Below are 9,294 nucleotides of genomic sequence, written 5' to 3' on the forward strand. Positions count from 1 at the left end.
AATCAACATTATTCTTTTAAGGTATATCAAGTCAAAGCATTAAAGCAAGAATGTGAACCCGTATTATGTATAAGTCAGTTGAAACCTTGCTGGTAGAAATTCCAACCATTCGCCCTCACAAGATGGCAGTGGCGACGATGCAAACCCAGACCCTGGTATTGGTCAAAATCACCACTGAAGATGGTTACATCGGTTGGGGTGAAGCAACAACTATCGGTGGCTTAGGTTATGGTGATGAAAGCCCGGAAAGCGTAAAAGTTAATATTGAAACTTATTTTGCGCCTCTTTTAAAAACATTATCCGGTTTAAATGTTGCACAGACATTACAAGCAATCAAAAAGAATATTAATGGTAACCGTTTTGCCAAATGTGCGATTCAGACTGCACTTTTAGACATTCAGGCACAACGTTTAGGTTTGCCATTAAGCGAAATCCTCGGTGGCCGCTTACGTGACAGTATTCCAGTTCTTTGGGTATTGGCTTCTGGTAATACCGAAAAAGATATTGCTGAAGCAGAGAAAATGGTTGCGGCAAAACGTCACAACATTTTCAAACTCAAAATCGGTTCTCGTCCTGTTGAAGAAGATGTTGAACATGTTCTGGCAATTAAGAAAGCCTTAGGCAAAGACGTTTCGATCCGTGTGGATGTCAACCGTGCCTGGTCAGAACTGGAAGCCATTAAAGGTATTCAGTTATTGCAAGATGGCGGTGTTGATTTAATAGAACAGCCATGTGCAATTGATAACCTGGACGCCATGCGCCGTCTGACCCGACGTTTTGATGTTGCCATCATGGCAGACGAATCGTTAATGGGCCCACACTCAGCGTATGAGATTGCCAAACAAAACGGTTCTTCTGTATTTGCGGTCAAAGTTGCCCAGTCAGGTGGCCTGATTGAAGGCTGTGAAGTGGGCAAGATTGCCAAACTGGCCGGCATTGACCTGTATGGCGGCACCATGCTGGAAGGTCCGGTGGGCACGATTGCTTCGGCACATGTGTTCTCTACTTTTGAAAGTCTGGCGTTCGGTACCGAGCTGTTTGGTCCTCTACTGCTGACTGAAGATATTTTGAAAACCCCGCTCAACTATCAAAACTTTGAACTTGAGATTCCGAAAGGACCAGGTCTGGGGATTGAGTTGGATGAAAACAAGATTGACAACTTGCGTCGTCAGTAATTAGGAGAAACCCATGCTTTTCCACGTACGTATGGATGTAAACATTCCACGTGATCTGCCAGTTGAACAGGCAAACGAAATTAAGGCTGTTGAAAAGGCTTATTCACAGGAATTGCAGCGTCAAGGCAAATGGCGTCATATCTGGCGCATCACGGGCCAGTACTCAAACATCAGTATTTTTGATGTTGAAAGCAATGAAGAGTTGCACAACCTGTTACAGGGCTTACCACTCTACCCTTATATGAATATTGAAGTGATGGCTTTAAATCGTCACCCATCTTCAATTCGTGATGACGACAGTTAAGTAAGAATTTCGGGAAATGGGAATAACGTTATTCCCTTCCCAACGCAAGACCAGAGAGTAATTCAACAAGGATTGTGGCTAGCAAGATTTAGCCAGCCAGAGCAAGCTAAACAGCGCGCCACCAAAAATATATTCTTAGGAGTAATAAAATGGATCGTCAAACGATTGAGAACATTGTTAAAACTTGTAACGTAGACACTGCAGAAGGTCCAGTGAATGCGCGCGTACAACAGGTACTAGTACGTTTAGTTACAGATTTATTCCAGGCGATTGAAGACTTAGATTTAAGCCAGTCTGAAGTTTGGAAAGGCATTGAAACCATTATTGACATCGCAAAAGCGGATGAATTTGCATTGATGGGTTCTGCAGTAGGTCTTGAACACTTCCTTGACTTACGTGCTGACGAAGCTGATGCGAAAGCAGGTTTAACTGGTGGTACACCACGTACGATTGAAGGTCCGTTATATGTTGCTGGCGCACCAGAATCAGTTGGCTTTGCACGCATGGATGATGGTTCTGAAGAAGGCAAAATCGCGACGCTAATCATCGACGGTACCGTAACTGATACTGATGGCAACATCGTTCCAGGTGCTAAAGTTGAAGTATGGCATGCAAACAGCCACGGTAACTATTCATTCTTTGATAAGTCACAATCTCACTTCAATCTACGTCGTTCAATCTTTGCTGATGAAAACGGCCAATATGTTGCGCAAACCACTATGCCTGTAGGTTATGGCTTGAACCCTGAAGGTCCACTTCAAGGTGTATTAAACCAGATCTCTCGTCACGGTCAACGCCCTGCTCACGTGCACTACTTCATCTCTGCACCTGGTCACCGTAAATTGACTACTCAATTCAACATCGAAGGTGATAAATACCTTTGGGATGACTTCGCATTCGGTACACGTGAAGGCCTAGTTGCTGTTGCTGAAGATGTAACTGATGAAGCTGAAATCGCTCGTCGTGGCTTGAAAGGTCCTTTCAAACACATTCAGTTCAACGTTGTTCTTCAAAAAGACAAAGAAGGCGCGCCTACTACTGAAGTTGAACGTCGCCGCGCAAGCGCTTAATGCAAAAATGGATTCGGGATGTTGCTCCAAGCACATCCCGATGACTTCCCCTCCTTGGAAAGTCGGAGAACGGACATGCCTCGTATCCCTGTAATTAACACCAGCCATTTAGATCGTATTGACGAATTGCTGGTAGATGATTTTGAATCTGGTGAATTTAAACTGCACCGTTCAGTATTCACAGACCAAGCCCTGTTTGACCTAGAGATGAAGTACATCTTTGAAGGCAACTGGGTTTATTTGGCACATGAAAGCCAGATTCCAAACAACAACGATTTCTACACCACTTATATTGGCCGTCAACCAATTATCATTGCACGTAACCGTCAAGGTGAACTAAATGCAATGATCAATGCCTGTTCTCACCGCGGTGCACAATTGTGCCGTAACAAGAAAGGCAACAAAGCGACCTATACTTGCCCATTCCACGGTTGGACGTTTAACAACTCTGGCAAGTTATTGAAAGTCAAAGATCCGGCTGAAGCAGGTTATTCAGACTGTTTTAATAAAGACGGTTCCCATGACCTGAAAAAAGTAGCGCGTTTTGAAAACTATAAAGGCTTCCTGTTTGGTAGCTTGAATCCGGACGTTCCTTCTCTTGAAGAATATCTGGGTGAAGCGACCAAGATCATTGACATGATCGTGGGTCAGTCAGAGCAAGGTCTGGAAGTATTACGTGGTGCTTCGACTTATACCTATGAAGGTAACTGGAAGTTGACTGCTGAAAACGGTGCCGATGGTTACCATGTATCTGCTGTGCACTGGAACTATGCTGCAACCACTCAGCAACGTAAAGAAAAACAGGCGGGTGACAATATCCGTGCCATGAGCGCAGGCTCATGGGGCAAACAAGGCGGTGGTTCTTATGGCTTTGAACATGGTCACATGTTGCTTTGGACTCAATGGGCTAACCCGGAAGACCGTCCTAACTTTGCCAAGAAAGATGAATACACTGCGCAATATGGCGAAGCCATGGCGAAGTGGATGATCGAACGTTCACGTAACCTGTGTATCTATCCAAACGTTTACTTCATGGATCAGTTCGGTTCACAAATTCGTGTACTGCGCCCGATTTCTGTCGATAAGACTGAAGTGACGATCTACTGTATCGCACCTGTAGGCGAAGAGCCGGAAGCACGTACACGTCGTATCCGTCAGTATGAAGATTTCTTTAATGCATCAGGCATGGCAACGCCAGACGATCTTGAAGAATTCCGTGCATGTCAGGCTGGTTATGCCGGTATCGCACTGGAATGGAACGATATGTGCCGTGGTTCAAAACACTGGATCCATGGCCCGGATGATGCAGCAAATGAAATCGGTTTAAAACCAAAACTGTCTGGTGTTAAAACAGAAGACGAAGGTCTATACCTGGCTCAACATCAGTACTGGTTAGAACTGATCAAAAAAGGTATTGCGACTGAGAAAGAGATTGCAGCATCCACTGAAGGAGAAAACGCATGAGCGACATCACTTTAGAAAATATTGCTCAGTTCCTGTATCAAGAAGCCCGCTTTTTAGATGATGAACAATGGGATGACTGGTTAACTTGTTATGCCCCTACTGCGTCTTTCTGGATGCCAGCCTGGGATGATGATGACAAGCTGACCACAGATCCACAGTCTGAAATCTCGTTGATTTACTATCCAGACCGTCAAGGTTTAGAAGACCGCGTGTTCCGGATCAAGACTGAACGCTCGTCTGCCACCATGCCGGATACACGAACCAGTCATAACATCAGCAATATTGAAATTATTGAACGTGATGGCGACAAAGTAACCGTACGTTTCAACTGGAATACTCTGAGCTTCCGTTACAAAACAAGTTACAGCTACTTCGGTATGTCTCGTTATGAAATCGATTTCTCAGGCGATAAACCGCAAATTTTAAGCAAATACGTGGTACTGAAAAACGATTACATCAACCAGGTTATCGACATCTATCACCTCTAAGACTGTTTATACAGCCAGGTATGCCTTTCGGTCAGATGGAAAATTGGCTGAAAGGCTCAGTTACAAAGATTTATATAGGATATTCAGCCATGTCAAACCACAATGTTGCACTTCAATTTGAAGATGGCGTTACACGTTTTATTTCTGTTTCAGATGGTGAAACACTGTCAGATGCAGCCTACCGTCAAAAGATCAATATTCCTTTGGACTGCCGTGATGGTGCTTGTGGAACGTGTCGTGCGTTTTGTGAATCAGGTTCTTATGACATGCCTGAAGAAACTTATATTGAAGATGCTTTAACGCCTGAAGAAGCCGCTGAAGGCTTTATTCTGGCTTGCCAATGTAAACCAACTTCAGATGCAGTTTTCCAGATTCAGGCGTCTTCAGAAGTCTGCAAAACTGAAATTCATGCATTCCAGGGTACGCTGGCTCGTGTCGAAAACCTGTCTGATTCGACCATTACTTTTGACATCCAGTTAGACGAAGGTCAACCAGACATTCACTTCCTGGCAGGTCAATATGTCAATGTTAGTATTCCAGGCACGACAGAAACCCGTTCATATTCATTCAGCTCAAAACCAAGCGACCGTTTGACCGGTTTCGTGGTACGTAACGTACCGAACGGCAAAATGAGTGAATTCTTAAGCAAAAATGCCAAAGCTGGCGACAAAATGACTTTTACCGGTCCATTTGGTAGCTTCTATCTGCGTCCTGTGACCCGTCCAGTATTGATGCTGGCGGGTGGTACAGGTATTGCACCATTCATGTCAATGCTGCAAGTGCTGGAAGAAAAAGGTTCAGAGCATCCGGTCCGTTTAGTGTTTGGTGTGACCAATGACTTTGACCTGGTTGCCATTGAAAAGCTGAACGAACTGCAAGAAAAATTCCCTTGGTTCGAATACCGCACTGTAGTAGCAAATCCAGAATCTGCACATGAGCGTAAAGGCTATGTAACCGGTCATATTGAAAACGAATGGCTGAATGGCGGTGATGTAGATGTCTACCTGTGTGGCCCTGTACCAATGGTTGAAGCGGTTCGCGGCTGGCTGGATGCTGAAGGCGTAAAACCTGCAAGCTTCCTGTTTGAAAAATTCTCTGCCAACTAATAGAGGGAATTTGTTCAATGTCTAATCGTCAAAGATTTGAAAATAAAGTCGTCATCGTGACCGGTGCCGCTCAAGGCATCGGTCGCGGTGTCGCGCTGCAAGTGGCGAGCGAAGGTGCTCAAGTCGTTATGGCTGACCTTTCCCCTTATGTGGAAGAAGTTCTGGCTGAAATTGAAGCGACTGGCGGTGATGCGATTACCATCAAAGCCAATCTGGAAACATTTGCTGGTGCTCAATCAGTCGTTGAAAAAGCGCTAGAAACCTATGGCCGTGTCGATGCGCTAATCAACAACGTCGGTGGCGCGATCTGGATGAAACCTTTCGAAGAATTTTCTGAAGAAGAAATTATCAAGGAAGTGAACCGTTCATTGTTCCCGACGCTGTGGTGCTGCCGCGCAGTTCTTCCAGAAATGATTAAAAATCAGAAAGGTACGATTGTAAACGTATCTTCTATTGCGACACGCGGCATTAACCGTGTGCCATATTCGGCATCGAAAGGTGGTGTGAACGGCCTGACCGCTTCCCTTGCCTTTGAACATGCCAAAGATGGTATCCGTGTCAATGCAATCGCGACGGGTGGCACTGAAGCACCACCACGTAAAGTACCGCGCAATGCCAATCCACTGACTGAATCTGAAAAGGAATGGATGCAGCAAGTGGTTGATCAGACCATTGACCGTACGTTTATGGGACGCTACGGTACGATTCAGGAGCAAGTGAATGCAATTGTATTCCTGGCTTCCGATGAATCATCTTATATGACAGGTACAGTGGTACCGGTCGGTGGTGGAGATCAGGGCTAGTCCTGATCATCACGATTTTTAACAGGCTCATGGTTAGACGCAAGGAGGCACATCACCAATGAATACCCTGTTTCAGACATTAAAAAATGATTGGTCAATTTCAGCGACTGTTGCAGGATTTTTAGCAGTGCTGATTTCCTATTCAGGACCACTGATCATTTTTTTCCAGGCGGCACAGCAAGCCCAGGTTTCCCCAGACATGATGATTTCATGGATTTGGGGAATTTCTATTGGGGCTGCGCTCGCAGGTATCTTTTTATCGATTAAATACAAAATACCTGTCGTCACCGCCTGGTCTGCGCCCGGAACGGCTTTATTAGTTACGCTGTTTCCCGATATTTCGCTTAATGAAGCGGTTGCTGCCTATTTCACCTCTGCCGTGGTGATTTTTTTCATTGGGATCACCGGTTATTTCGACAAATTGCTGTCCTGGATTCCTCAGGAAGTCGCTGCCGGAATGATGGCGGGGATTTTACTGCAGTTTGGTTTAGGGTTGTTTACCGCGACCGATACCATGCCCTATATCGTCTTTGGCATGCTGGCGGTATTTTTGCTGGCCAAGCGTTTTAGTCCACGTTATGCCATGGTCTGGGTGCTGGTTGCCGGTGTGATTTTAAGCATGTTACTGGGCAAGATTAACCCGGTCACGGCAGATTTTAGTCTGGCGATTCCGCAATTTATTGCCCCGGAATGGACCTGGAGTTCGACCCTGAATCTGGCTCTCCCGCTCATTCTGGTCAGCCTGTCTGGCCAGTTTTTACCGGGAATGGCGATTATCAAACTCAGTGGCTATGACATGCCCGCCAAGCCGATTATCAGTGCGACCAGTATTGCCTCGCTTGCAGTGGCTTGTGTCGGTGGTATTACCATCGTACTGGCCTCTATCACGGCTGCTTTGTGTCTGGGTAAAGATGCCCATGAGCTGAAAGAAAAGCGTTATATCGCCGGTGTGGCGAATGGGCTTTTTTATATTTTAGGCGGCTTATTTGCCGGCAGCATCGTCATGCTGTTTAGCCTGATGCCAAAAGAGTTGATTGCGGCTTTGGCAGGACTGGCATTGCTCGGTGCAATTGCCACCAACATTTCCGTGGCAATGGGCAAAGAGTCGCAACGTGATGCAGCACTGATCACCTTTTTAGCGACTGCTTCCGGCATGCATTTCTTGGGACTGAGTTCAGTCTTTTGGGGAATTTGCATTGGCTTGGTAGCACATTTTCTGCTGTCACAGAAAAACCGTAACGCAGTTCCGGTTACAGCATCAGATTCAAAACGAGTTTAAAGACATCCATCAGTTTAGGATATGTAAGGACCAGATTATGATAGATAAAAGTTCATTATCATTGAAAGAAGCACTCTCCCAGATCAAGGACGGTTCTACCATTATGATCGGTGGTTTCGGTACAGCGGGGCAGCCTGCTGAACTGATTGATGGTCTGATCGAATTGGGCATTAAAGACCTGATTATTGTCAACAACAATGCCGGTAATGGCGACTATGGTCTGGCAAAACTGCTTAAAGCTGGCGCTGTTCGTAAAATCATTTGCTCTTTCCCGCGTCAGTCTGACTCGTGGGTATTTGACGAATTGTATCGTGCTGGAAAAATTGAACTGGAACTGGTGCCGCAAGGTAATCTGGCTTGCCGTATTCAGGCGGCTGGTATGGGCTTAGGTCCAATCTACACGCCTACCGGTTTTGGTACGTTGCTGGCGGAAGGCAAACCAACCATGAATTATGAAGGCAAAGACTACGTTTTAGAAAACCCAATCAAAGCCGACTTTGCTTTAATTAAAGCCTCTAAAGGCGACCGTTGGGGTAATCTGGTCTACCGTAAATCTGCGCGTAACTTTGGCCCGATCATGGCGATGGCGGCTGATGTGACCATTGCTCAGGTATCAGAAGTGGTTGAACTGGGTGCACTGGATCCAGAGCACATCATCACCCCGGGAATTTTTGTTCAACACGTTGTTCAAGTTAAACCTGCACAATAATTGGCATCGGAGAGAAATAATGAGCTATAGCAAACTGACCCGTGACCAGATCGCTGAACGTGTGGCACAAGACATTCCTGATGGTGCCTATGTCAACTTGGGGATCGGCCTACCGACCAAGATTTCAAGCTACCTGCCAAGCGATAAAGACGTCTTCCTGCATTCTGAAAATGGCCTGTTGGCTTTCGGCCCTCCTCCTGCAGAAGAAGACCGCGATCCTGAGCTGATTAATGCCGGTAAAGAATTCGTAACTTTACTTGAAGGCGGTTCATTCTTCCATCACGGCGATTCTTTCGCAATGATGCGTGGCGGTCACTTAGACATCGCCGTATTGGGCGCGTTCCAGGTCGCTGAAAATGGTGACTTGGCCAACTGGCATACCGGTGCACCGGATGCAATTCCTGCAGTTGGCGGTGCGATGGATCTGGCTGTTGGCGCAAAGAAAGTCTTTATTACGACTGATCACGTGAACAAAAAAGGCGAGCCAAAAATCGTAGCTGAACTGTCTTATCCGGCTACTGGCCTGAAATGTGTCGACCGTATCTATACCGATTTGTGCGTGATTGATGTCACCCCTGAAGGTATGAAAGTGATTGAGAAAGTCGAAGGTCTGTCATTTGAAGAATTGCAGTCATTAACCGGTGCCAAACTGATTGATGCGACTCAGGGTTAAAAAATCCCTCCTAACCTCCCTGAGCGAGTTTTAAAGCACTGCTTTTAAAACTCAGCGCAAGAAAGGGAGGAAAATTCCCCTTTTTTAAAGGGGGATCTAGGGGGATTAAAAGGTTTTAAGGATTTAATAAATGAAAAATGCATATATTATCGATGCCATCCGTACCCCATTCGGCCGTTATGCCGGTGGTCTCGCTCCTGTCCGTGCAGATGACTTAGGTGCG

General features: G+C 45.9%; 11 protein-coding genes. All 11 read left to right on the forward strand.

The annotated features are described in order from the left end of the window. Positions 1 to 65: 65 nt before the first annotated feature. Positions 66 to 1,175 (forward strand): muconate/chloromuconate family cycloisomerase, encoded by a 1,110-nt coding sequence (locus tag WAK81_RS02855; RefSeq protein ID WP_422195605.1) that lies wholly within the window; start codon positions 66 to 68, stop codon positions 1,173 to 1,175. 13 nt (positions 1,176 to 1,188) lie between these two features. Continuing rightward, complete coding sequence (catC, locus tag WAK81_RS02860) at positions 1,189 to 1,479, forward strand: muconolactone Delta-isomerase (RefSeq protein ID WP_422195606.1); 291 nt, start codon at positions 1,189 to 1,191, stop codon at positions 1,477 to 1,479. A gap of 149 nt (positions 1,480 to 1,628) precedes the next feature. Continuing rightward, complete coding sequence (catA, locus tag WAK81_RS02865) at positions 1,629 to 2,549, forward strand: catechol 1,2-dioxygenase (RefSeq protein WP_422195607.1); 921 nt, start codon at positions 1,629 to 1,631, stop codon at positions 2,547 to 2,549. A 75-nt stretch (positions 2,550 to 2,624) separates the two neighbouring features. Beyond that, the gene (gene benA / locus WAK81_RS02870; protein WP_422195608.1) at positions 2,625 to 4,013 is read left to right on the forward strand and encodes a benzoate 1,2-dioxygenase large subunit; all 1,389 of its coding nucleotides are present in this window, start codon (positions 2,625 to 2,627) and stop codon (positions 4,011 to 4,013) included. Further along, positions 4,010 to 4,501 carry a benzoate 1,2-dioxygenase small subunit gene (gene benB, locus WAK81_RS02875; protein WP_422195609.1) on the forward strand — a complete coding sequence of 164 codons (492 nt, stop codon included), beginning with the start codon at positions 4,010 to 4,012 and terminating at the stop codon, positions 4,499 to 4,501. The genes benA and benB overlap by 4 nt, the downstream gene beginning before the upstream one ends. 89 nt (positions 4,502 to 4,590) lie before the next feature. Further along, complete coding sequence (gene benC, locus WAK81_RS02880) at positions 4,591 to 5,607, forward strand: benzoate 1,2-dioxygenase electron transfer component BenC (protein ID WP_422195610.1); 1,017 nt, start codon at positions 4,591 to 4,593, stop codon at positions 5,605 to 5,607. A gap of 17 nt (positions 5,608 to 5,624) precedes the next feature. After that, positions 5,625 to 6,410 (forward strand): benzoate diol dehydrogenase BenD, encoded by a 786-nt coding sequence (gene benD, locus WAK81_RS02885; RefSeq protein ID WP_313565068.1) that lies wholly within the window; start codon positions 5,625 to 5,627, stop codon positions 6,408 to 6,410. A 58-nt stretch (positions 6,411 to 6,468) separates the two neighbouring features. Then, positions 6,469 to 7,689 (forward strand): benzoate/H(+) symporter BenE, encoded by a 1,221-nt coding sequence (gene benE, locus WAK81_RS02890; RefSeq protein WP_422195611.1) that lies wholly within the window; start codon positions 6,469 to 6,471, stop codon positions 7,687 to 7,689. A 37-nt stretch (positions 7,690 to 7,726) separates the two neighbouring features. Beyond that, positions 7,727 to 8,398 carry a 3-oxoacid CoA-transferase subunit A gene (locus WAK81_RS02895; RefSeq protein WP_004731110.1) on the forward strand — a complete coding sequence of 224 codons (672 nt, stop codon included), beginning with the start codon at positions 7,727 to 7,729 and terminating at the stop codon, positions 8,396 to 8,398. 19 nt (positions 8,399 to 8,417) lie between these two features. Further along, positions 8,418 to 9,071, forward strand: a complete 654-nt coding sequence (locus WAK81_RS02900; RefSeq protein WP_422195612.1) for a 3-oxoacid CoA-transferase subunit B — start codon at positions 8,418 to 8,420, stop codon at positions 9,069 to 9,071. Between the two features lie 130 nt (positions 9,072 to 9,201). After that, positions 9,202 to 9,294, forward strand: a 93-nt coding sequence (locus WAK81_RS02905; RefSeq protein ID WP_042069166.1) for a 3-oxoadipyl-CoA thiolase, incomplete at its 3' end; no start/stop codon positions are given.

It is taken from the genome of Acinetobacter sp. (assembly GCF_049284435.1).
Lineage (GTDB): Bacteria > Pseudomonadota > Gammaproteobacteria > Pseudomonadales > Moraxellaceae > Acinetobacter.